Origin of the sequence: Nonomuraea sp. NPDC050643, from assembly GCF_040654715.1 — a bacterium.
Classification (GTDB): Bacteria; Actinomycetota; Actinomycetes; order Streptosporangiales; family Streptosporangiaceae; genus Nonomuraea.
In genome coordinates, this window is sequence record NZ_JBFAIM010000003.1 from 320,722 (window position 1) to 345,234 (window position 24,513).

Sequence of the window (24,513 nt, forward strand, 5' to 3'; positions counted from 1 at the left end):
CCGGCTTCCTGCTCCGTCATCGGAGTGAACCCCCAATTGGTGCTGCCGTGGGCGGTCGTACACCTGCTGGACCCGAATTCGCGCAGGTCGATCGGGGCGCACGCTACACCGGGCGCGCCGCCGGACACGCTCCGCGACACGCGGGCCGTCGATGGAGTGGTCGTCGCGTCCGTACGCGCGTGGCGATCCCGAGGTCGAGACGCACCACAGTATGACCGGACGATGACACTACGTGACGATCATGAGGTAAAGGCTTGGCAAAGACGCGCTCGGACTTGGCATTTGCTGTTCAAAGCTTTCCCCCGCAACACGCTCCGTGATCACCGCGACAGAAAGAGAGCTGCGCACCGTGCTGGACGCCTTCGGCAAACGCGGTCCCCGCCCTGACCTGACGTCCGCGATCGAGGCAGGGACCAATCCGAACAACATCGGTGGCCGGGCCGGCCGGCGTCCGCTCTGACCGCGTCGATGGACAGCAAGGAGTCCCCCATGCCCGACGTCGCCAGGCCCAGGCGGTACGGATGGGCCGTGCTCTGGCTGACCGTGGCCGTCTTCGTCGTGGCGTTGCTGACCGGCCATGACGTCCAGGACCGGCTCGTGCTCGGCGACACCGCCTCCATCGGACCCGTACCAGCCGGTGAGCCGCCGCGCAGGGCCCACGGAGGCGAGAGCCCCCAGTTCGTGCTGATCGCCACCGCCGCCCGTTCCGTCGACGCCCGGGACAGCGCCGCCGCGGGCGGCAGACTGGCGGCCACGCTGGCCCGCGCAGACGGAGTGCTCCAGGTCAGCTCCTACTGGGAGACGCGCTCGCCGTCCATGCGCAGTCATGACGGCCGGAGCGCGCTCATCCTGGCCCGCCTGGACGGAGACCACACCCGCCGGATCGCCACGGCGCGCCGGCTCGTCGCCGAGCTCACCGGTCACCGGTACGGGTTGTCGGTCACGGCGACCGGGGAAGCCCCGATCAGGGCCGAGAGCCGCCCACGCACCGAGCACGGCCCGCGTACCGCCGAGTTGATCGCCGTCCCGCTGACGCTGGTGATCCTGCTGCTGGTGTTCGGCAGTGTGGTGGCCGCGCTGCTGCCCCTCCTGGTCGCCGTTCTGGCCGTCATCGGCGCGATGGCCGTGTTGCGGCTGCTCACCGAGGTCATCGAGGTCTCGGCGTTCGCCATGAGCGTCGCCGCCACGCTCGGATCCGCGCTCGCGGTCGCCTTCAGCCTGTTCATCGTCACCCGCTTCCGCGAGGAGCTGGCCCGCTGCCGCGACCCCCAGCGTGCGATCGCCACGACCATGCGCACCACCGGCCGTGCCATGGCCTACTCGGCGGCCACGGTGACCCTGTCGCTGACCGCGCTGCTGCTGTTCCCGTTCACCGTCCTGCGGTCCGTCGCCTACGGCGGCATCGCGATCACCGTTCTGGCGGCCGCCGTGAGCCTGATCGTGCTGCCCGCCGTCCTGGCGCTGCTCGGCGAGCGCGTCAACAGCCTGCCGATACCCGGCCCCTGGCGGGCCGGGCGGGCGCCGGGGCGGGGATGGCCGAAGCCGGCCGCCGTGGTGATGCGCCGCCCGCTGCTCGTGGCCGTCCCCACCACGTTGCTCCTCACCGCGCTGGCCAGCCCCTTCGCCGGCGCCCGCCTCGCGACCCTGGACGACGGGGTGCTGCCGCCGCAGGCCCCCGCCGCGCAGGCGGCCCAGCGGCTACGCGAGGACTTCGACGCGGGCGGCGGCGTCGCCCCCACCACCATCGTGCTGCCCGATCTGTTCGCGGCGGCCGGTCCCCGCGCCGCCGGCTCCCGCCCCCGAGGCTCGGCCGTTCTGAGCCCGGCCGTCACCCGGTCAGTCCGTTCGGTCCGGCCGGTACGCGCCACCGTCGGCGGGGCCCAGGTCTCCCACCCGCTCGACACCCATGACACGCTGCCCATGGCCGTGACCCTGGTCGCGCTCTCGACCCTCAGCCTGGTCACCGCCCTCACCGGCCGCGTCGTGCCGGCCGTCAAGGCGCCGCCGATGAACGCGCTCGGCTTCGGCGCCCTGTTCCACCTCTTCCGGCGGCGCCCGCCGGCCGTTCGTCTCGCCTGAAAGGTCTCACATGCTCGCTCGCCCTCTTCGGTCAACGGCACCGTGCCGCCCGGCCGGCCACGCCGCCGAACTCGTCGTCTCGGGGCCCTGCCTCTTCTACCACTCGTTCGAGAGCCCGTTCGTACGCCGTGCGTACCCGGCCCGAACCGCTCCCACGCCGGTGCCGTCGGCGACCGGCAGGGGTAGCGGCCAGGGGTAGCGGTCAGCGGGCGACGGCGCAGGCGTCCCTGTTGAGGGAGATCCGGCTCGGCAGGGACGCGTCGCCCGTGTGGCCGGCGAGGTAGCCCATGGTGACGCTACGGCCGGGGGCGATGGAGCCGTTGTGGGAGGCGTTGACCGCGGTGATCATGTCACCGCTCTGGGTGAGGTCGGTGTTCCAGTCCGAGATGACGCTCTGTCCCCGGGCGAGGGGGAACCTCAGCGTCCAGCCGTCGATCGGTGCGGTGCCGGTGTTGGTGATGGTGAGGTCGACGGTCATGCCGCCACCCCAGACCTGCGTCTTGTACGCGATCCGGCAGGTCGGCTTCTCGTGCTGGAACGAGATGCGGTGCAGGCCGCCCGGAAGGTCGTTGACGACGTAGAGCTCGCCCTCCGGCGTGGCGCCGAACGCGGTCACCTGCGTGGGCGTCTGGCCGATCTCTGCCTGGGAGTAGCCGCCCGAGCCGTTCTCGCGCAGCGCCCACACGGTGGAGTAGCAGTAGTCGGTGGCGATGTAGGTGCCGCCGACCAGGTGCGCGAACTCCGCGCCGCGATACACCTGCCCGCCGATGACCGCGCAGCCGAAGGTGTGCGGGGAGTAGGTGAAGACCGGCTTGGTGTACGTGGCGTCGGAACGGCACTGGGCCTGGTCGAAGACCTCCAGCCCTTCGTAACAGGACCAGCCGAGGTTCGCGCCGGCCTGCCGTCCGGTCTTGAGGTGGTTGATCTCCTCCCACCGGCCCTGGCCGACGTCGCCGATCCACATCGAGCCGTTCGCGGGGTCGACGGAGAAGCGCCAGGGGTTGCGCCCGCCGTACATCCATATCTCTTCCCGCGCGCCCGCGACGCCGACGAACGGGTTGTCCCTGGGAACGCAGTAGGCCAGGTTGCCGCAGCTCCGGCTGACGTCGACGCGCAGGATCTTGCCCAGCAGGGTGTCCAGGCGCTGCCCGGTGTCGAAGGGGTCGCCGGCGCCGCCGCCGTCGCCGATGCTCATGTACAGGTTGCCGTCGGTGCCGAAGGTGATCTGGCCGCCGTTGTGGTTGGTGTTCTCGGAGTGCTCCTGGGCGAGCAAGGGCTCCAGGACCCCGGTGTCGAGCCGGTACCGGCCCAGGGTCACCGCGCCGTCCGGCAGCGCGGTGTAAGCCAGGTACAGGTCCTGGCTCTCGGCGAAGTCGGGGGAGAGGGCGATGCCGAGCAGCCCTCGCTCGTTGCCGGATTCGTCCACCGACGCGGTGATGTCGATGATCGGGGTCTGCCCGAGTCCGGTGTCCGGGTGGTAGACCCGTACGGTTCCGCGCTTCTCGGCGATGAACAGCCGCTTCGTCCCGTCGTCGGGGGCGGCGATGGCGATGGGGCGGCGTAACCCGAAGGCGACCTGGGTGGTGGTCGCGTTGATCTCCTCCAACGGCACCGGGGAGGCCTCCGCCGCCCGCGCGCCGGATGAGGAGGTCGCCGCGGCGACTGGTGGGGTGAGTGCGCTCACGGGGGCGAGCAGTGGCAGGGACAGGGCGAGCAGCACGGGGGCTGCCCAGCGTCTTCCTGGCATGTCGGGCTCCAGAGGCGGGGCTTCGTCGGGATCCGGAAGACGGAGGTTCCCCCGGACCGGGGCGCGTCCGGGCTCGCAACACGCCCGGCCCGCGCGCGTTCCGTCCTGAGGCGAGCGGAATACGGTGCCGACCGGGCAGTTCCCGTGCTCTGACGTGCCCGACCGGACGGTATCCGCTCCCCCGCCGTCACAACCAGGCCCGCGACCACGCCCGCCGCCCCGAAGCCGGCTGCGGCCGCTCCCACCCACTCTGACCGGCGACGATACGAAAGCGCTCCGGCGGGGCCCGCATCCGGCCCATGAAACGTACATCGCCGAGGCGGACCCGCGGAGCGTCAGTGGGGCTTGTCCCGGTAAGGGGGGTCGAGGAGGGTCGCGGTGAGCGTCGCGGTGAGCCACTCCTCGTACTCGGCCTCGCTCCATTCGCACACTTCGGTGAGTTTTTCGAAGTTCTCCGTCGAGGTGAGGACGTAGATCTGCGCGGCGGCCCTGGCCGGAGGAAGGTCCGGGCGCAGCGCGCCGAGCGCGTGGAGGTGCTCGGCCGGCCCGCGGCTTCCCAGCAGCCTTTCGTGTTCGATGCCGGCCAGCACGTCCTGGAGCCCCGCGTCGGTCGGGGACGCGGCGGCCGCCGCGCGCAGGACGCGGTGCACGGGCTTGATGCGCCGCAGGATCGCGGTGGCCATGGCGGCGTACCGGGCCAGTTTGCGTACGGGGTCGGGCTCATCGATGATCGCCCGGACCTCGGGGCGGTCGCTCTGCGGCACGGGCCGGTCGTCCCCGGCGAGCGTGATGTCGTAGACGAGCTTGGCCAGCGCGGGCTTGCCGCCGGGGCAGGACGTGTACAGCGTCTGAACGGCCACGCCCGCCTCACGCGCTACCTCGGCCATGGTGGTGTCGGCGTAGCCCTTGCTGATCATCAGTTCCCGCGCCGCCGTCGCGATCTTCTGGCGCGTGGCCTGGGCGTGCTCCTGGCGCAGGGCGCTGGAGTAAGGGCGTCGCTTCTTCTGCTCGGTCATCGGCAGCCATGATTTCAGAAGTACATTGACTGGATGCACCTCTAATGAAAGAGTGTCGATATAGTCAAATGCTCGTGGGGAAGGGCGTACGGTGTCCCTGGTTCTCACCGCGTCCAGGATGGTCGCGCTGTTGCTGGTCGGCTTGTACGCGGGCGGCGTCTTCTTCGTGGTGATCGCCCCGTCCGTGACCCGGATGCCGGGGCCTGCCCACGTCAGGTACTGGCAGGCCCTCAACGTCGACTACGGCCGTGCCATGCCGCCACTCCTGCTGGCCGGTATCGCGGCGATGTCCGTCGTGGCGGTCCTGTCGTGGACTCGTGGGTGGCTCGTCTTCGGCCTCGGCTCGGCCGCCCTCGTCCTGGTGATCCTCACGGTCGCCCTCACCCTGGCAGGTCTGGAGCCTCTCAACCGGATCGCCGACGCCTGGGATCCCGACCGGCTGCCCGTCGGCTGGCACGAGAACCGTCGACGGTGGTTCAACCTGCACCTCGTACGGACGGCGCTCGCCCTTGCGGCGTTCGCGTGCCTGATCACCGCCCAAGCCCTCGACCGGTCCGAGCCTTCGCCCGATCGCCCTGTTCAGACCCGGGCCGGTTGAGCGTTCTTCCAGAGATGAGGAATCCGCATGGCCCAGCCGGCCCTACAGAGATCACCCGTACCCGTCCTCGCCCTGGCCGCGGCCCTGCTCGCCGGTCGATCAAGGCGACGGTCTGCCTCTACACCGCCGCCGACGCCCCGCAGCAAGGCTACGATCCGCTGACCATGCGGGTCGACCTGGTCGAGGGCGCGGACTCCGCCGCCATCAGGAAGAGTTTCACCGACACCTGCGCCGAGAACGGCGGCAGCGTCCGGGACTCGTCCGGGGCCAAGGTGTGCGACAGGAACGGCTCGGTCGTGGAAGGCCTGGCGGGGGACGGGGACCGGGCGATCAGCGTCTACTGGGTCAATGCCGACACCTCCACGGCCACCACGTTCACCCCGGCCTTCGCCCGGATCCTCGCGGCGGTCGCCGATTAGCACGTTCACCCGGCGGTTCGAGGTACGGGCCTCCGGAGGGGCAGGACCTGGCGGGCGGTTCCGTCAGATGACGCCGTGGGCGATGAGGCTGTGGGCACAGTCGAGGACGGTCTGGGACGCCGGCCGGGGACGCCAGCCGAGGACGCGTTCGGCCTTGCCGGTGCTGTGCCGGTTACGGCGTCCGAGTGAGACGGTGATCGACCGCAGCGGCCTGTCGAAGATCGAGATGAGGCGGACGAGGAGGTCGGGAAGCTGACGGGTCGACACCTTCGACCCCGCCTCCCCGAGCCCTTCGCGCAGGGTGAGCGCCATCTGGCGCATCCAGGTGAACTCGCCGGTGGCGAGGAACCGCTGCCCGGCGGCCTCCGGCGCGGTCATGGCGCGGATGTGGAGGTCGGCGAGGTCGCGTACGTCGACGATCTCGAGGCCGATGCGCGGGCTGCCTGGCAGCCTGCCGCCGATCATGCGCGCGACGATCCGCGTCGAGCCGGCGTTCGCGGCGGTCAGGATCGGGCCGAAGACCGCGCCGGGCAGGATCGTGGTCAGGGTCGTCGGTCCGTGATGTCCGGCCATGAAGTCCCAGGCCGCCTTCTCGGCGAGGGTCTTGGAGCGCCGGTACGGGCTGAGTGTGGGGTCTGCCGGATCGGTCCAGAGGGTTTCGTCGGTGATGCCCTCCTCGGCGTACGACGAGGGGCTCGCGGCGTTGGCCGCCGAGGTCATGACGACCCTACGTACACCGGCTTTGGTCGCAGCCCGGAGCACGCGCAGGGTGCCATCGCGAGCGGGAGCGGTCAGAGCGGTGTCCGTAGCGGTGTCCGTAGCGGTGTCCGCGCCCAGCGGCGAGGCCACGTGGAGCACGTAGTCGCAGCCGGCCACCGCGGCGTCCCACCCGTCGTCGCCGGTGAGGTCGGCGACGACGAAGCTCAGCCGGTCACCGGGGCCGACGGCGGCCCGGACGGCGGCCTCTTTCGACGCGTCGCGGACGGTGGTGCGCACCTGGTAACCGCGCTGGAGAAGCTCGAGGACGCACCATCCGGCCACGTAACCGGTGCCACCGGTCACCAGCACCGTCTCGGTCATGTCGGCTCCGATCTCACCGCTACACTGAACAAATGGAGGATTCTTCCACTAACCATATGGAGGAATCCTCCATTTAGCAACCAGGGAAGGGCGCCGGATGGTTGGAGACCGCGTGAGCGGTGAAGGACGCCCGCTGCGTGCCGATGCCCGGCGCAAACGTGAGGCGATCCTGGCCGCCGCCGTCGACGTCTTCGCCGAGCGCGGCATCGAGATCGCCCTCGACGAGGTCGCGCGGCGCGCCGGCGTCGGGATCGGCACCCTCTACCGTCACTTCCCCACCCGGGAAGCGCTGATCACCGGCGCCTACGTCCGGGAGATCGACCTGCTCTGCGACGGGGTCGACGACCTGCTGGCCGCCATGCCGGCCGACGAGGCGCTGATCGCCTGGATGCAGCGCTTCGTCGGCTACGTGGCCGGCAAGCCCGGCATGGCGCTGGCCCTCAAGTCCATCGTCACCACCACCGACGCGGAGGCCCTGAAGGGGAGCCACGACCGTGTCCACGCCGCGCTCGGCCGGCTCATCGACGCCGGTCGACGCGATGGCCTCATCCGCGCCGACGCCTCGTCCGAGGACGTGGCCAACGGCCTCAGCGGCGTCAGCCTCGCCAACAGCCGGCCCGGCACCCGGGAGCGCGCGAACCGGCTCATCGCCCTGCTCGTCGACGGCCTGCGCTACAACGCCACGCCCCGCGGCACCACCCGGTGACGCCACCGGGAGCATGACGAGACGTCCGCGGTGCGGCGCTTGACTTCAAGCGCTTCAAGTATCGGAGACCCGGTGCATGTCGGCGATACAGAACCTGGCGGACGCCTCCCCGCTCACGATCCAGGACGTGTCCAGGCTCAGCGGGCTGTCAGAGCCGACGCTGCGCTACTACGAGAAGATCGGCCTCATCGACCCGGTGGACCGGAACGAGAGCAGCGGCCACCGCCGCGGTGCAGACCATCGAGGCGTTGAGCTGCCTGCGGTCGACCGGAATGAGCGTCCAGGACATGCGCGCCTACCTCCGGCACCTGTCCGCGGGGTAGGACGGGGACCATGCCGGTCGTCCTGCCCGTGTACTTCGGCGTGGTCGACGTACGCGACGTCGCCGACCTCCATCTACGCGCCATGACCCATCCCGGCGCCGCCGGCGGGCGTTTCCTGGCCGGCAGCGGCGAGGCGATCAGCTTCCTGGGGATGGCACGCATCCTGTCCGAGAACCTCGGTGCCCACGCCGCCCGGGTGCCGACCCGGGAGCTCACCGCCGACGAGGTACGTCAGGCCGCCCGTACCGATCTCGCGATGCGCGAGGCGGCCGGCCGGCTGGGCCGGATCCCGGTCCTGAACACCGGCAAGGCCCGCACCGTCCTCGGCTGGCGGCCCCGCACCCCGGTCACGACCATCGTCGACACCGCGCGAAGCCTGCTCCGCGTGGGGGCATGACCGTCGAGCCACCTCAGCAGGGTGTGGGCGTGGGTACCCTCAGGGAACGTGCCGGTGCGTGGAAGGACGATCGATGACCACCGTGGTGCTCGCCGATGACGAGGCCCTCCTCCGCAAGGCGCTGGCGTCGTTGCTGCCTCTCGAAGGTGACATCACCGTGCTCGCCGAAGCGGCGGACGGCGCGGCGGCCGTGCAGGCCACGCTGCGGCACCGGCCCGATGTGCTGGTCATCGACCTGGAGATGCCCGGTGTCGACGGACTCGGTGCCGTCGCGGAGATCCGGCAGGCGCGGCCGGAGCAGGTGATCCTCATGCTGACCCGCCACGCCAGGCCCGGCGTGCTCCGCAAGGCGCTGAAGCTCCGGGTGCAGGGCTTCGTCAGCAAGTCCGCGGAGCCGGCGCACATCGTTTCGGTCATCAAGACCCTGCACTCGGGCAAGCGCTGGATCGACCCGGACGTCTCCGCCCTCGCCGTCGTCGACGACTGCCCGCTCACCGACCGCGAGATCGACGTGCTGCGGGTGACCGGCGAAGGCTACTCGGTCGCCGACATCGCCGCCCAGCTCCACCTGGCGGAGGGCACGGTGCGCAACTACCTCTCCAATGCGATGCAGAAGACCCAGACCAGGACCCGGCACGAAGCGGCACGCTACGCGCGTGAGCACGACTGGCTGTAGCCGGGGGCGTCGTGGAGGAGCTAGGTGACCGTCGTGATCACGGAGAGACTGACGGCCACGCTCGACGCGGTGATCGCGGCGGCGGTCCGGGTCACCGCGGTGTTCACGGCCGCGGCCCCCCAGTTGCCGTTCTCGAGCTCCTTCGCGCGCAGGTAGACCTTCGTCGACCACTTCGGCACGGGGTGAAGGGTCGGCAGCGTCCCGCTTGAGGAGAGCAGCGCGATCACGGCGGCGGTGCGGGCGTCGGGGCTCTCACCGTCCTCCAGTACGGCCCGCACCTTTTGCCGGAGTTCCGCCTCGTGCCCCGTGTCCTCGGCCGGCAGCCTGGTCGTGCGGAACACGCCCAGCACCCGCCTGCTCTCGCGGCGAATGAGGCCACGCTCGACAAGCCGGTCGATCACGGGTTTCCAGAGGCCGCCGCCGATGGCGAGGAGGAGCGTCTGGACGCCCTGGGGTCGTTCGGCGACCTTGTCGTAGGCGGACTGGAGCAGGGGGTCCGGGAGCGGGCCGTCCCCGATCGCGAGGACCTTGGGACCGTTCAGTCCCGCGCGACCTCCGTCGGTCTCGATCCTGCCGCGCAGCGCGAGTTCGACGAGCAGGGCGCCGCCGAGGGTGTAGTGAAGGGTGCCGGCTCCGGCCACGGCCCCCGTCGCGTCGTCGAGCATCAGCAGCATCAGATCTTCGATGATCAGCGTGGCCGGCGGTTCGGGCGTCATCGGCGCGGCTCCCAGCGGAAGATCCGCGAGGCCAGCGTGACGGCGACGACGACCCAGGCCAGCGTGGGGGCGAGCAGGAGCAGGGAGTCGGCGACGGGGACGCCGCCGTTCCAGGCGTTGACGGCCAGCTCGGTGGCCGCGCCGCCGGGAAGCAGCCGCTTGAGCAGGGTGAGCTCCTCGGTTCCGGTGATCCCCACCCAACTGGCCACGGCGATGGTGCCGAGGCTGATGGGCAGCGTGGTCACCTGGGCGTGCTCGGGGGAGTTCGTCAGTCCCGCCGTGGCCAGCCCCAGGCCGAGCATCATGGTCACCGTCGAGAGGACGGCCGCCACCAGGAGGAGAACGTTGTCCGGCGGGCCGGTGATCACACCCAGCACGGTCGTGATCACGGCCACCTGGACCAGCGAGATGACCGTGAGCGGCAGGAGCAGCCCGGAGAGGATGACGGCGTCGCCCGCCGCCGTGGAGCGCAGCCGTTTGAGGAAGAGGTTCTGTCGGCGTGCGGCCAGGGTGGTCACCGCGGTGGTGTAGAGCCCGAACGCCCCCACGGTGAACATCACGATCGCCGCGATGTAGCCGAGGCTGCCCAGAGCCGCGAAGACTTCGTGCTGGTAGATGAAGAACCCGCTGACCACTACGGGCATCACGAAACTGGTGACCAGAACCAGCCGGTTCCGGAAGATCTGGACCAGCTCACTGAGAGCGATCGAGAGCATGGTGAAGGTCCTTTGCCTGGAAGGTTCGGGTCTAGTCGCTGCCGAGGGCGCGGAAGACGTCGTCGAGCCGCGTCGGCCCGGCCTGGAGGTCCCGCAGCTCCACCGCGTGGTCCTGCGCCCAGCGGAGCAGGGTGTGCAGGTCCTGCTGCAAGGCGAAGGTCTCGACGAGGAACTTCCCGTCGCTCTCGCGCCTGGCCTGCACCGGCGGCGCGGGTACGGAGGTCGGCAGGGAGAAGCGGATGACGGAGGGCAGGGTCCGCGTCAGTTCGGAGACGGTCCCTTCCTGGTGGAAGGCGCCTTTGTGCATGAGCCCGATGCGATCGGCGCGCTGCTGGGCCTCTTCCAGGTAGTGCGTGGTGAGCACGATGGTGGATCCGTCTTCGCGCAGCTTGTCCACGACCTCCCACAGGTCGTCCCTGGACTGGATGTCCAGGCCGGTGGTGGGCTCGTCCAGGAAGATCAGCTCAGGTGCTCCGTACGCGGCGGTGGCGAAGTCCAGCCGCCGCTTCTCGCCGCCGGAGAGCTGGGACACCTTGGTCCCGGCCTTGCGGGTGAGGTCGACGATGCCGAGCACGCGGTCGACCTGGTCGGTGCGCTGGGAGAGCCTGCCGATCAGCCGGACGGACTCCCGCACCGTCAGATCGGGAGAGAAGCCGCTCTCCTGCAGCATGATGCCCATCCTGGGCCGAACCGCCCGCCGGTCACGCGGGCTCTGCCCGAAGACCCGCACGGTGCCCGAGGTGGCCGCACGGTGGCCTTCGATGATCTCCAGGGTCGAGGTCTTCCCCGCCCCGTTCGTGCCGAGCAGCGCGTAGAACTCACCGGGCCGCACCTGGAAGGACAGATCTTTCACGGCGTGGAAGTCGCCGTAGCTGAGGTTCAGACGTTCGACGTCGATGACTGGTGTCGAGGACATGTGTCGATCTCAGCCGTCGCCGCGCACATCTGCCAGTGCGACCACGTCATCACCTGGCCATGACGTTTCTGCGGGTGAACGTATGACGCGGCGTCACTGGTGCCGCCACGGAACCCGGATGACACTGGAGGCGGACGCCCGCACCACCAGAGCCGCGACACAGCCCAATCCGGGCAGATCCGCCGTTGATGGCGCCGCCACCAGGCCGCCGTTACCGTCAGCAGGTATGAAGCCTTCGCTCATGCTTTCGGCTCTCACCCGACTGGTCGGTGCGGTGATCATCGGGGCGATCATCGGGTCTTCCGGCTGGCTGATCGCGGACGTGCCGCTGGGCGTTCTCGCCGGCATCATGTCGGCCGCGGCGATCTTCGTCGCCTCCGGGTGGATCGCGTTGTGGCCGATGGACGCCGCCGCCACCCGTCGCAACATTCGACGCGAGGACTTCCGGCCCGGGGCCGAGGAACTCGTCATCGTCCTGGCGGCCGTGTGCGGTCTCGTCAGCATCGTGGTGCTGCTGGTCCGCGGCCAGTCCTCCAGCCATGTCGAGGCCGCGACCGCGCTCGGGGGCGTGTTCATGTCGTGGGCGAGCCTGCATCTGATGTACGCCACGCGCTACGCGTACCTCTACTACGACACGTCCGCCGGCGGCATCGATTTCAACTCCAAGGACGAGCCGACGTTCCGGGACTTCCTCTATTTCAGTTACAACCTCGGCATGACCTACCAGGTCTCCGACACCTCTGTGTCGAGCCAGATGATCCGCCGGGTGGTGCTGCGGCACACGCTCCTGTCGTACGTCTTCGGCACGGTCGTGCTGGCCACGACCATCAACCTGGTGGTCGGCATCGCCACGGGATGAGGTGCCCGGCCCACGGCGACGACTTCGGCGCTGGCATACTCCCGGGGGAAGATCACTGACTGAACCGGCCGCCGCCGTCCGAAGGAGATCAACCGTGACGACCCCTCCCCGTACCGGAAACGCGAGACTCGAGGTGCTCAAGGGGATCGCCCGCGTGGGTGGGCATGTCGCCCGTGAAGGGCTCACGCGTCAGCCGGCCGGCATTCCCGTGTCGAGCAAGGAGGTCACCCGCGAGTGGCTGACGGCCGTCCTCTGCGGCGGGCATCCGGGCGCGGCGGTGGAGTCGTTCACGACCAAGGACGTGAGCAGCGGTACGTCGTCGCGCTGGGGGATCACGGTCGGTTACAACGAGACCGGTCGTCGGGCGGGCCTTCCGCCGAACCTGTTCGCCAAGACGACGGCGGGTTTCAAGCAGCGCCTCACCCTGGACCTGGCCGGCATCCTCGAGGGCGAGCCGAACTTCTTCCGCCATCTCCGGCCCCACCTCGACATCGAAGCGGCTCGTGGCTACCACGGGGCGGTCGATCTGCGGTCGGGCCGCTCGATCTCGCTGATGGAGGACATCGTCGCCACCAAGGGGGCGACCTTCTGCTCGCCTCGGACACCCATCTCACGCGACCAGATCGAGGATCTTCTCGCCAACATGGCGACCTGGCACGGACGCTACTGGAACGCTCGCGAGCTGGCCGGACACGCCTGGCTGAAGGTGCCCAGCGCGCACTTCGGCAACCTCAACAGGCTGATCGGAATGGAGCAACGCGCCAAGGTCGGAGCCCGGCGGGCCAGGTCGGTGCTGCCCGAGGCGCTCCTGCCCCTCCAGGACACGCTCTACCGCGCGCTCGAACAGGCTCTGCGGACGGCCAGCGAGGGGCTCCTCACCCTCCTTCACGGAGACTCCCACATCGGCAATACCTACCTGGCCGCGGACGGCCGGATGGGGTTCACGGACTGGCAGATCGTCATGCGGGGAAGCTGGGCGTACGACTTCGCCTACACCGTCGCGTCCGGGCTCACGGTGGCGGACCGCCGCGCCTGGGAGCACGACCTGCTGGCCTTCTACCTGGAGCGGCTCGCCGCGGCCGGGGGCGAGGCGCCGTCGGCGGATGACGCCTGGCTCGCCTACCGCCGCCAGGCGATCTATCCCTACTTCATCTGGCTGGCCACCATCGGGCGCAGCGTGATCCAGCCGAAGTACCAGCCCGACGAGATCAGCCTGGGCATCATCGAGCGAACGGCGAACGCCGTACTGGACCTGGACCCGCTCAGCGCCCTGAGCGAGCGCGGCTGAATCACCGACCTTGTCATGGTCGCCTGCCCATGCTTGAGTGTTTCCGATGAGTCGCGATTCGGATATCGGCGAGCGCCTTCCACCTGCGCTGACCGTTGTCGTGTGCGCGGCGTTCCTTCTCGGCACCGCTCGCGCTGGTAATACTCGCCAGCCAAGCCTTGGCATACGGTCTGTGGCGTAAATCGCCCTCCACCGCGCCGGTTCGAGACGCCGCCCGCTGACGACCGCCTCGCGAGAGCGTTCAACTGCGGCGTCAGCGCAGTTGAACGCCGCGCATTAACCCGTCGCCGGCGCAGACGCGGACCCGTGACACCCCACCCTCCGGCGTGACGAATGCGCGGCATTGTTCATCCGCCGAGGCATACGCCATAGTGGACCCCGGCGAAACGACAATGCCCGGGCCGGTGATTCATACTTTCGCCGTGTCGCCCTTTTCTTAGTTATTTGCCGAGTTCTGATGATTCCGTTGTCATTCGCACAGCGCCGGTCGTGGCCGACGGAGAGCCCTACCAGCGCATCCTCGGCCTGAGAAAGAGGGGGTCGTCTTCATGAGCAGCGCAGATCACGGTCCAGGTCGGTTCAAAGTCGTCCTCAATGACGAAGACCAGTACTCGATCTGGCCCGTCGGCCGGGAGAACCCGTCCGGCTGGCGCGACGAGGGCACCGGCGGAAGCCGCGAGGAGTGCCTGGAGCATATCGGCCGGGTGTGGACGGACATGCGCCCACGCGGCGTACGCCTGCGAATGGCTTCGTCGTCTCCGCAGGACCGGTGAAAGGCGGGCATGAGAATGACGGACACTTCCGCGGTGATCAGGCCGGTGGACGACCGGGCGCGTGCCGCACTCGAACCGTTCTCGCTCGTGAAAAGCAAGGACCGCGCCAAACTGCCCCATGCGGTTTCGAATGCCTATCCTATGTCCACGCTGCAACTGGGCATCGTCTATCACGCGTTGTCAGAAGGCGATGAACGGCCGTATCTGAATTTCTGCAGTTTGCGCGTGCGCGGGATCGGGCTCGACCTGGAGCTGTTCGACCAGGCCGTCCAGGACGTGGTGAACAGGCATGCCGTCCTCCGGACCTCGTTCGACCTGGCCACCTATGGCGAGGCGATGCAACTCGTACACGCGGTGGCGACGGTACGGCGCGAGGTCCACGATCTCCGTGAGGTGCCCGAGCAGGAGCGGGAGCGGCACCTCCTCGCCGCGCTTCGCGCCGAAGGGCGGCGGCCCTTCGATCTCGCCACGGCGCCCCTCCTGCGCTGCGTGCTGCACCGCTGGGCGGAGGAGGAGTTCCAGTGGACCGTCACGTATCACCAGGCGATTCTCGACAGGGAGAGCCTGCTTCGCGTTCTCGACGAGACGCTGAGCCGTTACGCGGACCTCGTCGCCGATCCAGGGGCCACGACCTCCGCGCCGCCCGCCGAGGTCTTCCCGGAGTTCGTTTCGTCGGAGCGGGCGGCCATCGACTGCGCGGAGCACGGCAGGCGCTGGCGGGAGCACCTCTCCGGCTACACCGCGAAGCCCTTGCCGGCGGCGGCCGCCCGGGGCGCCGCGCCGACGATCGCCGGCGAGGTCACCGCGTACAGGTCGGTTGAGTCGCCCATTCCGGACGCCATCGGCGACGCGTTGCAGAAACTGAGCAGTGAGGCGGGCGTGCCGGTCGAAGACGTCCTGCTGGCGGCGCACCTGAAAGTGATGAGCCTGCTGACCGGCGACAGCGACGTCGCCACGGGAGTGGCCATGCGTCCACTCCAGGAGAGCCCTTCCTCCCACGTGGCCGGAGGCGTCTTCCTGAACGTTCTGCCGCTCCGGGTGGACGTCTCCGGAGGGCGATGGCTGGATCTGGTGCGACGGGTGTCCGGCCGAGGAAAGGACATGCTCCCGTACTGTCGTTACCCGCTTTCCCGTATCGCGGCGGACCTGGACGGCGCCGAGCTGTTCGACTCCATGTTTGAATACGGCGACACGCGACTTCCCCATGCCGCGTCAGGTCCGGCCGGCGGCATCGACGTTTCGATCACCCACCGGATCGAGCCCAACAACTTCACCCTCTCGACGAGGTTTCTCCGGAATTCCCGGTCCGGGCGGCTCTTCTTGGCGCTGGATTATCGGTCCGACCGGCTGGACGACGCTCAGGCGACGACGATCCGCGACTATTATTTCGCGACGCTGACCGCGATGACCGAACCGGACGGTCCGCATGACGCCTTCTCACCGCTGAGCAGAGCGGAGCGAGAACGCATGCTGGTGGACTGGAACGGCCCGAAACGCGATTATTCGCGTCGAGAATGCATGCACGAGCTCATCGAGCAGCAGGTCGTCAGGACACCGGACGCGCTCGCGGTGCTGAGCGACGAGGTCGAGCTCAGTTACGCCGAGCTCAATGCCAGGGCCAATCGGCTCGCGAGGGAGCTGCGCGACCTCGGGGCCGGCCCGGAGTCCGTGGTCGGCGTCTACGCCGAACGGGACGCGGACATGATCGTCACCTTGCTCGGCGTGCTCAAGTCCGGCGCCGCCTACCTGCCGCTGGACCCGAACTACCCGGAAGAACGGCTGCGCTTTCTGCTCGACGACGCCCGGGCCCGCCTCGTCGTCACCAAAGCGCCTTTCGCCGCACGGCTTCCGAAGGGAGACTGGTGGGTTCTGTGCACCGATGAGCGGGCGGCGGACATTCTTCGTCACCCCTCTCACGACCTCGACCCGCTGAGCACACCCGACAACCTGGCATACGTCATGTACACGTCCGGATCGACCGGCCAGCCGAAGGGCGTCGAGGTCCCGCACTCCGGCGTGGTCAACTATCTGAACTGGTGCGTCGAGGGGTACGCGAGCCGGGGACAGGGCGGGGCACCGGTGTTCTCCTCCTTCTCCTTCGACATGATCGTGCCCAACATGTACACCCCACTGATCATGGGTGAGCGCGTCTGCATGCTGCCGGAGACGCTGCCGGTTCACGAACTCGGACCCCGCCTGGAGCGGCTGGCGCCGTTCAATTTCATCAAGATGACCCCGGGCCACCTCGACCTGCTTTCGGAATCCCTCGGACGAGCCGCCGCCCGGAACCTCGCCGGCACCCTCGTCGTCGGCGCGGACGCCTTCCCGAGCCGCAATCTCGCCCACTGGCGGCGGCTGGACCCCGGCACGGTCGTCCTCAACGAGTACGGTCCGACCGAGGCCTCGGTCGGCAACAGCGTCTTCCACACCCAGGGCCGCGTCGAGCGCGACCTGCTCCCCATCGGGCAGGCCATTCCGAACACCACGATGTACGTGCTGGACGCGGCGATGAATCCCGTGCCGGTGGGCGTCGCGGGAGAGCTCTACATCGGCGGCGACTGCGTGGTGCGTGGCTATGCGGGCCGACCGGCGCTGACGGCGGGTTGCTTCCTGCCGGATCCCTTCCTCAGCGACCGCACCGGTGCCCGGATGTATCGCACCGGCGATCTGGGCAGATGGCTGCCGGACGGAAATCTCGAATTCCTGGGCAGGGTCGACGATCAGGTGAAGCTGAACGGCTACCGGGTCGAGCTGGGCGAGGTCGAGTCCGTGCTGGCCGAGCACCCGTCCGTCGCACAGTCCGTGGCCGCGATTCTCGGCAAGGATTCCCAGCGCCGCCTGGTCGGTTATTACGTGCCCCGCACAGAGGTGAGCGCCGAGGAACTCATGGCGTATCTCGCCGACCGGGTGCCCGGCTATCTGATGCCGTCGGCGCTGCACGCCATAGACGCCGTGCCGCTCAACGCGAACGGAAAGGTCGATCGCAAGGCCCTGCCCGATCCCCGGGAGTCGCGAGGGCAGGCGGCGACCACGTTCATCTCCCCCCGCACCCCCATGGAGCTGGCGCTCGCCGGCATCTGGGAAGACCTGCTCGGGATGAGGCCGGTGGGCGTGGAGGACAACTTCGCGGCCCTGGGCGGCGACTCGATCCTGGCCACCAGGATGGCCTTCAGGATCAAGAAGGACCTCGGTCTCGACATAGCGATAGCGGATATACCGAGCAGTCGCGATTTGGCGGAACTGGCCGGACGCCTGACCACCTCGGCGACGAACCGGCCCTCGGATCGGTGACCGACTTCAAATGGCCGCCTTACCTACCGGAACGGGTTAGTGGGTAGTTATGAGAAACAGAGTAACGACGCGTTCGGCCCGGGCCATGCGGGTCGCCGGCGATCGATTACTGGCCAACATACGAAGCCTCGGCAAGATTGGCGCCACGCCCGATGGCGGCGTCAGCAGACTCGCCTTCACCTCCGAGGACGCCCGCGGGCGGGAGCTGGTTCGCGACCTCATGATCGAGGCAGGGCTGCAGACCTGCGTCGACAGCGCGGCGAACATCATCGGACACAGGCCGGGGGAGCGTCAGGATTCACCGGCTCTCATGCTCGGGTCTCATATCGACACGGTGCCCAACGGGGGCGCCCTGGACGGTGCGTACGGAGTCCTGGCGGCCATAGAGGTGGCCCGCGCACTCAATGACCACGACACCCTGCTGTCCCACCCCCTGGCCATCGTGGCTTTCAACAACGAGGAAGGCGCGTTCGGCACCCGTGGAATGTGGGGGGCGCACGCGATGGTAGGGGCCCTCGACGAATCCGATCTGACCGCGGTGGACGATCGCGGCAGACCTGTGGCAGAGCTGCTCTTCGACATGGGCGGCGATGCCGGTCATCTCGACCGGGCCGTGTGGAGCGCGGACAGGGTGGCGGCCTATCTCGAGCTGCACATCGAACAAGGGCCGGTGCTCGAGAGCCGAAGCGTTCAGATCGGCGTGGTGGAGGCCATCACGGGCCGGTCGACCCTCGACATCACCGTACGCGGCAAGGCCTCGCACGCCGGGACCACGCCGATGGAGCTGCGCCAGGACGCACTCGTGGCGGCGGCGCAGGTGATACTCGCGGTACGCGACCTCGCCTACCCCAACGGGCCGGTGCGGGTCGCCACCGTCGGCTCGCTCTCACTGGCCCCGAACGCCTGGAATGTCGTACCCGGGGTCGTCACGATGCAGGTGGACCTGCGAGACGTGTCCGACGTCGCCATCAGGCAGGCGACCTCACGCCTCCGGTCCGAGGTCCTGGAGATCGCCATGAGAACCGCCACGGCGATCGAGGCGGAGAACCAGTACAGCGTGCCCGCCGTGTCCTGCGACCTGGGTCTGCGGGACGTCATCGCGGAGGCGAGCGAGAGCCTGGACCTGGGCCACCTCACTCTCCCGAGTGGCGCCGGCCACGATGCGCAGGTCATCGCGCGCATCGCACCGGTGGGCATGATCTTCGTGCCCAGTAAGGGCGGGATCAGTCACACACCGGAGGAGTACAGCGCCGAGGACGACCTGATAGCGGGCGCGAACGTGCTGTTGCAGTCCGTACTCGCCTACGACGAAAGATATGGCCGGACATTCTAAGAGGAAAAGCTGATATCTCAGTCAGAGTGGTGGCGCACCGATAACAGGGCTACCGGACTCATCGGACTCGGTTTGGAGAAGAGTATGTCGGACAAGCCTTCTCAGGGAAAAGCCATCGCCGTTTTCTGCGGTGCCCGCGCGGGCGTCCAGGAGCGATATCTTCAGTTGGCCGAGACGTTCGGCGAGGCCCTCGTACGACGAGGCGCGGGGCTGGTCTACGGCGCCTCCGGCGTCGGCATCATGGGGGCGGTCGCCGGCGCCGTGACCGCCGCGGGCGGATCCGTGACAGGCGTGATTCCGCACCACCTGTACGAGCGGGAGAAACCGGATCTCGCGAGCGGCAACATCTACGTCGTCCGTTCCATGCACGAGCGGAAAGCGCTCATGTACGACCTTTCCATGGGGTTCGCGGTTCTTCCCGGCGGACTCGGCACATTGGACGAGCTGATGGAGGTCGCCACCTGGAACCAGCTTCGCATCCACGAGAAACCCATCGTCCTCATCAACCAGGGAGGCTTTTTCGACCCACTGATCACCATGCTCGACCACGTGGTCGCCGAGGGCTTCCTCACCCAGGACGAACGTTCCGCCATCCGCGCCACGTCCGATATCGACAACGCCCTGGACTGGCTCGGACTGCCCGTCGCGCCGATGCCGATGGCGCTGGAAGCCGACGCACCGGACCCACTGCAGGAGAGCCTGGCCGACTTGGAGCCGGCCCAGCCGGTCGTATAACGGATCTTCGCCCGCTCCGATACACGTCTCTTCCTCTGCGTGCTTCTCAGATGTGCACTTCGCCCCCGTCAACGACCAGGTTGGCGCCGAGGAAGAAGCTGCCCTGGTCGGAAGCGAGGAAGGCCACCACATTGGCGACCTCGTCCGGGCGTCCGATCCGGCCGAGCGGGACCGCTGCGGCGAAGTCCGACTTGGTGACGGGCGTGTCCTCCGTCGCGACCACGCCGTCGAGGCCAGGGGTGTCGATGGTGCCCGGGGAGATCGCGTTGACCCGGATGTTCCGGCCCTTGAGCTCGTTGGCCCAGGTCCGGGCGAAGGACCGGATGGCCGCCTTGGAGGCCGCGTACGTGCCGAACGCCGCGACACCGTCACCGGCGCGCACCGAGAAGATGGCTGAGCGTGCCGACGTCCGGCGCTGGCCGATCGTCGGCGCCGCTGCCCGGAGAGGGAGGTCGGCCGGGTGTCCACGGAGACGCAGGAGCACGATGCCCAGCTGGTCGAAGGCGCGGCTCCCATCATGGTTCGTGGCGATCACTAGCCGGTCACGCGAGAGGTCGACGGGGCGCACACCCGCACTCGTGTGGATGCCTTCGACGAAGGCGCGCACTATCTGGTCGATGGCCTTCACCAGATCTTCGGCCTGCACGTCCAGCCGTCTCATCCCGGCTTTCGCCTGTACGAGGATGAACCCGCCGCCGGACACGGCGACGCCCACATCGTCGACGGGAAGCCCGGTCTCACACCCCACCGCTTCAATCCGGACGGCCGTGCCGAGCCCGAGGTCGGTCAGCGGCATCTCCACGATGGCGCGCACAGCCCACCAAGCGAAAACCTGAGCCTGGAAGGTAAGGCCACGTGCAGCTCGCGCCCCACCGGCTGATGATCTGGCCCCGGCCTGGTGATGGGACTCGTCCATGGCCTCCTCACTGTCTCGCAGATCCGCGACGGGAGCATCTCACAATCGGTCCCAGCCGGTTCGTCGCCTTCCACGCACCTGTGTGATTCTCATGCAGTCAAGCAAGCGCTGCACATGGCAGCGCTTGGCGGGTGCTCGTACAAGGGGGCGTGGACGAATCACCTGGGGCTTTTGATCAGGCGGCGAAAGGGAGTTCCGTCATCCAAGATCGAAACTTGGGATGCCGGACGACTGTCAGGGCTGTGCGGGAGTGATGTCGGTGTGTGGGAAGTCCTCGCCTTTGAAAGGCAGGGGTTGATCGAGGTCTTTGGCGAGGGCGTAGGCGAAGCAGTCGCCCATGTTGAGCTTGGCCTTGGAATTGTTGCCCTTGCCGTAGGTCTGGTACGCCCGGCGCGCGATCCTCGCCTGATGGGGTGTTACCGGCTCGATGATGAGGCCCATCTCATCAACGAGCATGTCGAAGGCGTTGCGCATGGCCTCACCACGGTTATCTGCCACGATTGCCGCTTCGACGTAGTTGACGGCGGAGATGCGACACACGTTCGCGGCGATGGCGTGGGCGAATTGGGTGGCCTCTGGCTCACCGTTGATGACGGCGATGATGGCGCTGGAATCGATGATCACGCGGGAAGGCCGGTGTCCGGGTCGTACAGATCTTCAACGGACAGTCGGTCCCGACCGAGGTGGGTTCGCATGTCAGCGGCAACGCTCAGGATACGTTCGGCTCTGCCTGCGGCTTCGGAGCGGCGTTCCAGCGCTTCCAGACGACGTTCGAGCACTTGAGCGGCGTGCTGGGTCTCCTCAGCCAACCGGATGACCCGGCGGGCGAGGTCGTGAATGGGCTCGTGTTCGAGGTCCACGCTCACCGTCGCTCGACTCCCTCCGTCGCAGTGCTTGTGTTGTCCCTTCAGCGTAACTGCTGGCCGAGCTTTACTCTCGCCGATGGGCAGCATCCGTCCGCGTCACAAGGCACTCGTCGAGTCAGAGGTTCTCTCAGGCGCGGTGCCGGCGGCGGCATGCCAGGCTTTCCAGATCTGAGGGCGGAGTCTGCCGCGGTCGGCGACCGGGAGTGGTGAGATGCGGGAACATCGGGGGAACATGATCTTCGAGACGGTCCCGCCGAGTCGTGTCGCCGTCTCAAAGAAAGCGCTTTCGACCTGCACTTAGGAGTGGTAGGGCGCCCGGGGCTCGAACCCGGAACCTACGGATTAAAAGTCGGCAGATATTATGCGGCACCATGCCTGAGCATATCTCAATGTATCGCTCTGTCCGTAAATGCCGTTGCCAAAAATGTCCAAGAATGCCACCCGGTGTTCGCCGGTGCCGTTGGCCGAAGAGCATGTGACGAGCACGCGGATGGGTGGACGGGTGGGTGGCCGCGGTCCGTATGGCACGCGCTTGACCCTTGCTTACGGTCCGTCCTCAGGGTCCGTCCTGGAGAGTCTTGTGATCTTGGATGACGATTCCGTCCGACGCCGCAGGAGCGCGCGACACGTCCTGAATGCAAGGCCATCAGCCGCAGTTCCGCGCATAGTCCCGACGCATGACCAGAATATTTATACTCGGGTTCATCTGTTGAGGGGGATGCATGTCGGGAGAGGGACCGCTACAGGAACGGGGCAGGCAGGTGGCTGCGCTAGCATCGATCATAGGCGATTCTAGGGCGGTTCTCGCAAATGTCTCATCGAAGCTGTGCGAGCTATTGGATTTGGAGTCTTGGCGGCAGTTCACTGGTCTTCGCGAGGAATTGATCGAGCACGACAACTTTGATGAGTTTGCGTCGGATGACCCGCCTCGCGGGCTGGGCGCATCATTGAGCCTGCTGCGAGCGCTAACCGTTGAGGATGAGACCGCCGCAAATCGCCTGGAAAGAGAGTTGAGTGATTCTGCCCGTTCGATGCCAGTGCCTGTGGACGACGGTGAGATGCGGCCGCGGTCTAGCCCGGCGCAGGTGGCGGCCCTGCGTAGACTCCGTAAGGATGCTCCAGCGCTGCACGCCCGGGTCCTCACTGGCGAGATGAGCGCTCACGCCGCGATGGTGCAGGCGGGGTTTCGTGCCCGCACCATCAGCGTTCCGGTGTCGCGGCCGGAGAGTGCCGCTAAGGCCTTGCGCAACAAGCTCACCCGTGAAGAGATCGCAGAACTGGTGGCGCTGCTGTCGCAAGACCTCTGACTACGCGAGGAGATCGGCTTCCGGTTCGAAGTCTTCCGGGTGTTCTTCATAGACGACCCCGGGTACGAACGGGTTCTCACGGGTGAAGGTGTGACGGATGACTGGACTGCCAATGGCCCGTAGCGGGATGTCGTTGTCGGCGACGATCACTTGCACGGGGGGTAGGGCCAGGTCGTCTCCCAGGGTCATGTTGAGTTGCTGGCGGGCGAGGGTGTGAAGGTTCAGGCTTGCGTAGAGGCGTCGGGCGTGAAGTCGATCTTCGGCGTTGTTCCCGAGGTTGCGTTGAGGGGAATCAAGGATCAGGGTTTGCGGCACGTAGGTGTCGCGGTGTTCCAGGCCGTAGCTGAGCATCGCGAGGTGATAGGCGATGATGGCGATGGTGCGAACGCTGCCGGTCATCTCCTTGACCTCCTCGTCTTCGATGACAGGCAGATAAGTGTCGGGGTCGATGTGCGCGGCTCCGCGGAACCATGGTGAAGGGACCTTGTTGAGGATCTCCTGGAACCGTGCGCTGAACTGGTAGATCCGGGACCTGCGGACCTCCGCCTCTGCTCTGGCCTGCTGGAAGAGCCGATCAGCGGCGTCGGCCGCGCGTTGCCGGTCGCGGAGTTCTGCGTGCAGGCGCACGAGGTCCTCGTGTGGCTTGAGCAGTTGTTCGAGAGAGCGAATGCGTTGAGTGAGCGCCGCGATTTTAGCGCGAAGCCGTGCCAGTTCCTGCTCGTCACCTGTGGGGGCGGCACCACCGAGGGTGCCCGTTGGCGGGATTCCTATCGGCGGCTTGTTTTCGGTGGATTCAGGCATGAGACATAGGCGGCACTGACCCTCTGGGACCAGTCTGCCGGTCAAGTCGCTGTAGCAGTCTGGACATGATGGCCGCGTGCGAGGGCGCCGGTTGCCGCCTCTCCCAGTGGGAAGGTCCGACCCGCATTGCCAATCGACTCGTGATTTCTCCAGTCGCTCTTTGCGCGTGAGACAGGTGTTGAGCTCGCTACGGGCCTTCACGAGTTCGGTGCGCAGGGTGTGTGGGTCGTCGGAATTGTCGGCCAGGAACTCTTCGATGATGGTCAGACGTCGGCGGAGTTCCTGGACCGCGCGATGGGCTCGTTGTCGAGCTATCCGCGCTTGATCCACTGCTGGGCTGGATATCTGCAAGAGCAGCTCTACCAGGGCATGGCGGGCGGAGTCGTGCGTGAGGTGTCGCATGAGGTCACGATCGATGGCGTCCTGGGGGACATAGAAGGCGGGGCTGAAGTCGGCCATGCTCATGGGTCGGGTGCGCCCACCCGATGCGGGCAACTGGACTGCCGTGAATGCCTCGCCTACTCCGAGTTGCTCGAAGAGCCAGTCCGAAGGCGTGGGGCCGTGCCGGCCTTGGATGTCGAGGGTGGTCAGGAGTTGAGGGCGGCGACGGCCGTCGAAGACCTGGATGAGATCGACATTGCGGATCAGACTGCGTACGAGCGTGCGCCGCTGGCCGGCCAGGTTGAGAGTGGTCGAGACCTCAACGACATGCTCTCGTACTGCCCTCCGGAATGTGGACTTTATACCCATCGGGTAGAGCAGTGTGTGGATGGCAGAAGTCTTCCCAACGGCTGCGGGTCCTTGCAGCCCAACGAATGGAGCGCCGCGGAAGTTAAATGGTCGACGAACATCTGCGCGGGTGAGGATTTCTAGTTTTTCGTACCAAAAAGGGAGTGTCATCCGGTTTCCCGACAGGGTTGGCTGTGGAGACCCGAAGAGTAAGGCTCTCCCGCTG

General features: G+C 67.8%; 25 protein-coding genes. 15 read left to right on the top strand and 10 right to left on the bottom strand.

Annotated features, from left to right (window positions below; genetic code table 11):
• The first annotated feature begins 489 nt into the window (after window positions 1-489).
• A complete protein-coding gene (locus AB0I15_RS05675) occupies window positions 490-2,079 on the top strand; it encodes an MMPL family transporter (RefSeq protein WP_358090671.1) in 1,590 nt (529 codons plus the stop codon).
• Between the two features lie 202 nt (window positions 2,080-2,281).
• Here the strand turns inward: AB0I15_RS05675 and AB0I15_RS05680 are convergent, their stop codons facing one another.
• Together AB0I15_RS05680 and AB0I15_RS05685 are read right to left on the bottom strand one after the other, a co-directional pair.
• Window positions 2,282-3,826 (bottom strand): PQQ-dependent sugar dehydrogenase, encoded by a 1,545-nt coding sequence (locus AB0I15_RS05680; protein ID WP_358090672.1) that lies wholly within the window; start codon window positions 3,824-3,826, stop codon window positions 2,282-2,284.
• Between the two features lie 335 nt (window positions 3,827-4,161).
• Window positions 4,162-4,842, bottom strand: a complete 681-nt coding sequence (locus tag AB0I15_RS05685; protein ID WP_358090675.1) for a helix-turn-helix domain-containing protein — start codon at window positions 4,840-4,842, stop codon at window positions 4,162-4,164.
• 91 nt (window positions 4,843-4,933) lie between these two features.
• Between AB0I15_RS05685 and AB0I15_RS05690 the strand changes: the two genes are divergently transcribed.
• Both AB0I15_RS05690 and AB0I15_RS05695 read left to right on the top strand, forming a co-directional pair.
• Entirely contained in the window at window positions 4,934-5,440 is a 507-nt protein-coding gene (locus AB0I15_RS05690; protein WP_358090677.1) for a DUF1772 domain-containing protein, read from the top strand.
• Between the two features lie 164 nt (window positions 5,441-5,604).
• Window positions 5,605-5,859 (top strand): hypothetical protein, encoded by a 255-nt coding sequence (locus tag AB0I15_RS05695; RefSeq protein ID WP_358090679.1) that lies wholly within the window; start codon window positions 5,605-5,607, stop codon window positions 5,857-5,859.
• A gap of 63 nt (window positions 5,860-5,922) precedes the next feature.
• Here the strand turns inward: AB0I15_RS05695 and AB0I15_RS05700 are convergent, their stop codons facing one another.
• On the bottom strand, window positions 5,923-6,939 hold the full coding sequence (locus tag AB0I15_RS05700) for an NAD-dependent epimerase/dehydratase family protein (RefSeq protein ID WP_358090682.1): 1,017 nt from the start codon (window positions 6,937-6,939) through the stop codon (window positions 5,923-5,925).
• Between the two features lie 112 nt (window positions 6,940-7,051).
• Between AB0I15_RS05700 and AB0I15_RS05705 the strand changes: the two genes are divergently transcribed.
• From AB0I15_RS05705 to AB0I15_RS05720, 4 genes are all read left to right on the top strand, one after another.
• Entirely contained in the window at window positions 7,052-7,645 is a 594-nt protein-coding gene (locus AB0I15_RS05705) for a TetR/AcrR family transcriptional regulator (protein WP_358090685.1), read from the top strand.
• A gap of 76 nt (window positions 7,646-7,721) precedes the next feature.
• Entirely contained in the window at window positions 7,722-8,054 is a 333-nt protein-coding gene (locus tag AB0I15_RS05710; protein WP_358090688.1) for a MerR family DNA-binding transcriptional regulator, read from the top strand.
• The gene (locus tag AB0I15_RS05715) at window positions 7,979-8,365 is read left to right on the top strand and encodes a hypothetical protein (protein WP_358090690.1); all 387 of its coding nucleotides are present in this window, start codon (window positions 7,979-7,981) and stop codon (window positions 8,363-8,365) included. Before AB0I15_RS05710 ends, AB0I15_RS05715 begins: the two co-directional genes overlap by 76 nt.
• A 73-nt stretch (window positions 8,366-8,438) precedes the next feature.
• Window positions 8,439-9,041, top strand: coding sequence for a response regulator transcription factor (locus AB0I15_RS05720; RefSeq protein ID WP_358090693.1), 603 nt, complete (start codon window positions 8,439-8,441; stop codon window positions 9,039-9,041).
• Between the two features lie 20 nt (window positions 9,042-9,061).
• On the opposite strand, the gene AB0I15_RS05725 is transcribed toward AB0I15_RS05720, so the two are convergent.
• The 3 genes from AB0I15_RS05725 to AB0I15_RS05735 are packed head-to-tail and all read right to left on the bottom strand — an operon-like array spanning window position 9,062 to window position 11,389.
• Window positions 9,062-9,757, bottom strand: coding sequence for a GPP34 family phosphoprotein (locus AB0I15_RS05725; RefSeq protein ID WP_358090695.1), 696 nt, complete (start codon window positions 9,755-9,757; stop codon window positions 9,062-9,064).
• Window positions 9,754-10,473 (bottom strand): ABC transporter permease, encoded by a 720-nt coding sequence (locus AB0I15_RS05730; protein ID WP_358090698.1) that lies wholly within the window; start codon window positions 10,471-10,473, stop codon window positions 9,754-9,756. The genes AB0I15_RS05725 and AB0I15_RS05730 overlap by 4 nt, the downstream gene beginning before the upstream one ends.
• A 31-nt stretch (window positions 10,474-10,504) precedes the next feature.
• Complete coding sequence (locus tag AB0I15_RS05735) at window positions 10,505-11,389, bottom strand: ABC transporter ATP-binding protein (protein WP_358090700.1); 885 nt, start codon at window positions 11,387-11,389, stop codon at window positions 10,505-10,507.
• Window positions 11,390-11,615: 226 nt separating this feature from the next.
• Here AB0I15_RS05735 and AB0I15_RS05740 point away from each other — a divergent pair, with 226 nt between their 5' ends.
• The 6 genes from AB0I15_RS05740 (at window position 11,616) to AB0I15_RS05765 (ending at window position 19,668) form a co-directional block, all read left to right on the top strand.
• The gene (locus AB0I15_RS05740) at window positions 11,616-12,248 is read left to right on the top strand and encodes a DUF1345 domain-containing protein (RefSeq protein ID WP_358090703.1); all 633 of its coding nucleotides are present in this window, start codon (window positions 11,616-11,618) and stop codon (window positions 12,246-12,248) included.
• A 94-nt stretch (window positions 12,249-12,342) separates the two neighbouring features.
• Window positions 12,343-13,536, top strand: coding sequence for an aminoglycoside phosphotransferase family protein (locus AB0I15_RS05745; protein WP_358090706.1), 1,194 nt, complete (start codon window positions 12,343-12,345; stop codon window positions 13,534-13,536).
• A gap of 548 nt (window positions 13,537-14,084) precedes the next feature.
• Window positions 14,085-14,309: an MbtH family NRPS accessory protein gene (locus AB0I15_RS05750; protein WP_358090709.1), complete on the top strand. Its 225-nt coding sequence runs from the start codon at window positions 14,085-14,087 to the stop codon at window positions 14,307-14,309.
• A 33-nt stretch (window positions 14,310-14,342) separates the two neighbouring features.
• Window positions 14,343-17,600: an amino acid adenylation domain-containing protein gene (locus AB0I15_RS05755; protein ID WP_358090712.1), complete on the top strand. Its 3,258-nt coding sequence runs from the start codon at window positions 14,343-14,345 to the stop codon at window positions 17,598-17,600.
• Between the two features lie 49 nt (window positions 17,601-17,649).
• Window positions 17,650-18,933, top strand: a complete 1,284-nt coding sequence (locus tag AB0I15_RS05760) for a Zn-dependent hydrolase (protein ID WP_358090715.1) — start codon at window positions 17,650-17,652, stop codon at window positions 18,931-18,933.
• Between the two features lie 84 nt (window positions 18,934-19,017).
• The gene (locus tag AB0I15_RS05765; protein ID WP_358090717.1) at window positions 19,018-19,668 is read left to right on the top strand and encodes a TIGR00730 family Rossman fold protein; all 651 of its coding nucleotides are present in this window, start codon (window positions 19,018-19,020) and stop codon (window positions 19,666-19,668) included.
• Between the two features lie 46 nt (window positions 19,669-19,714).
• On the opposite strand, the gene AB0I15_RS05770 is transcribed toward AB0I15_RS05765, so the two are convergent.
• From AB0I15_RS05770 to AB0I15_RS05780, 3 genes are all read right to left on the bottom strand, one after another.
• Window positions 19,715-20,482 carry an SDR family oxidoreductase gene (locus AB0I15_RS05770; protein WP_358090719.1) on the bottom strand — a complete coding sequence of 256 codons (768 nt, stop codon included), beginning with the start codon at window positions 20,480-20,482 and terminating at the stop codon, window positions 19,715-19,717.
• Between the two features lie 336 nt (window positions 20,483-20,818).
• Entirely contained in the window at window positions 20,819-21,208 is a 390-nt protein-coding gene (locus tag AB0I15_RS05775; protein ID WP_358090721.1) for a type II toxin-antitoxin system VapC family toxin, read from the bottom strand.
• A complete protein-coding gene (locus AB0I15_RS05780; protein ID WP_358090724.1) occupies window positions 21,205-21,450 on the bottom strand; it encodes a hypothetical protein in 246 nt (81 codons plus the stop codon). The genes AB0I15_RS05775 and AB0I15_RS05780 overlap by 4 nt, the downstream gene beginning before the upstream one ends.
• 881 nt (window positions 21,451-22,331) lie before the next feature.
• Here AB0I15_RS05780 and AB0I15_RS05785 point away from each other — a divergent pair.
• Window positions 22,332-22,757, top strand: a complete 426-nt coding sequence (locus AB0I15_RS05785; protein WP_358090726.1) for a hypothetical protein — start codon at window positions 22,332-22,334, stop codon at window positions 22,755-22,757.
• Here the strand turns inward: AB0I15_RS05785 and AB0I15_RS05790 are convergent, their stop codons facing one another.
• Window positions 22,758-23,558 (bottom strand): hypothetical protein, encoded by an 801-nt coding sequence (locus AB0I15_RS05790; protein WP_358090728.1) that lies wholly within the window; start codon window positions 23,556-23,558, stop codon window positions 22,758-22,760.
• 219 nt (window positions 23,559-23,777) lie between these two features.
• Between AB0I15_RS05790 and AB0I15_RS05795 the strand changes: the two genes are divergently transcribed.
• On the top strand, window positions 23,778-24,431 hold the full coding sequence (locus AB0I15_RS05795; protein WP_358090730.1) for a hypothetical protein: 654 nt from the start codon (window positions 23,778-23,780) through the stop codon (window positions 24,429-24,431).
• Window positions 24,432-24,513: the final 82 nt, after the last annotated feature.